The organism is Alkalibacterium thalassium (assembly GCF_900101165.1).
GTDB classification, from domain to species: Bacteria; Bacillota; Bacilli; order Lactobacillales; family Carnobacteriaceae_A; genus Alkalibacterium; species Alkalibacterium indicireducens.
Map to the genome: position 1 here is coordinate 1 of NZ_FNFK01000123.1, position 1217 is coordinate 1217.

Sequence of the window (1217 nt, forward strand, 5' to 3'; positions counted from 1 at the left end):
TTTTCTACGTTCACTAAAGGGTTGAGAGCGTTAAATGAATGGTTGGATTACTACTCCTGTTTTGACGTCTGTATGGAATCTACGGGTAAATATTGGATTCCCGTCTTTAATTTACTTGAATCTTCTCGCCACGTTTGTCTTGCTCACCCCAAATATCTAAAAGCTATCAAAGGAAAGAAAACAGATAAAAAGGATTCAAAATGGATCGCTGATTTATTTAAACACGATTTGCTTATGAGTAGTTTTATTCCAGAGCTACCTATTCGAGAATTAAGAGATTTGACTCGGTATCACTTTAAACTGACGAATATAGCGTCCAGCGAAAAGAATCGTCTTCAAAATTCCCTTACGGTTTCCAACATTGCGCTTTCTAGTGTCCTATCCGACACCCTCGGTGTGAGTGGCCGTCGCATTATCGATGCCATCCTAGAAAAACCAATCGATGAAATCGATCTCCCTGCTCTGATTCATGGCCGTTTGAAAAATAAATTATCCGACCTAGAATTGGCTATCGATGGAAAAATCACGCCTGAACAAGCAGGAAAGATGCGCATCATTAAAGGTCATTATGACAGTTTAATGGCGAGTAAAGATCAGTTGACCCAACTCATCTTTACGACCGCAACTCCCTATGAACGGGAAAGAAAGCTGATTCAGACGGCCCCCGGCTGTGCCAATCCTCTAACTGCTGTGAAAATATTATCTGAAATCGGTGTCGATATGACACACTTTCCAACTGCCGGACACCTCTGTTCCTGGGCAGGTTTAACACCTACCAATAACGAAAGTGCCAGTAAAAAGAAATCTGTCCGTATCTCAAGAGCTGGACAGTATTTAAAACCTCTTCTCGTTCAACTGGCAAATGCCGTTGTTCGCAGCGAGAAACATGCCGAACACCGCCAGAAATATTTACAGTTAAAAAAACGACGTGGCCACAAAAAAGCGATTATTGCCATTGCACGTCGCCTTTTGACAGCTATATATTATATGCTGCTTCGTGACGAACCCTATAATGCGTCTCTCTATAAGACCGAAGGGCTTCGTCCAGGGAGAGAGATGACTGTCGAACAAGCAATTAGCTTTGCAAAAAGTCATGGGTTCTCGATTAAAGTTAGCTGAATTCATTTTCTGAAACTTTCATGAAAACCAACTCTTTTTTAAGTGCGCCTCCTACTCCTTTACACCTCATTAGTCTTTAATTACATATTTTCAAACTT

General features: G+C 41.2%; 1 protein-coding gene. It reads left to right on the forward strand.

What is annotated here, in order from left to right; all coding sequences use genetic code 11:
• The coding region (locus BLR76_RS11550; protein WP_091269072.1) for an IS110 family RNA-guided transposase at positions 1-1119 on the forward strand (1119 nt) is incomplete at its 5' end.
• Between the last annotated feature and the right edge of the window lie 98 nt (positions 1120-1217).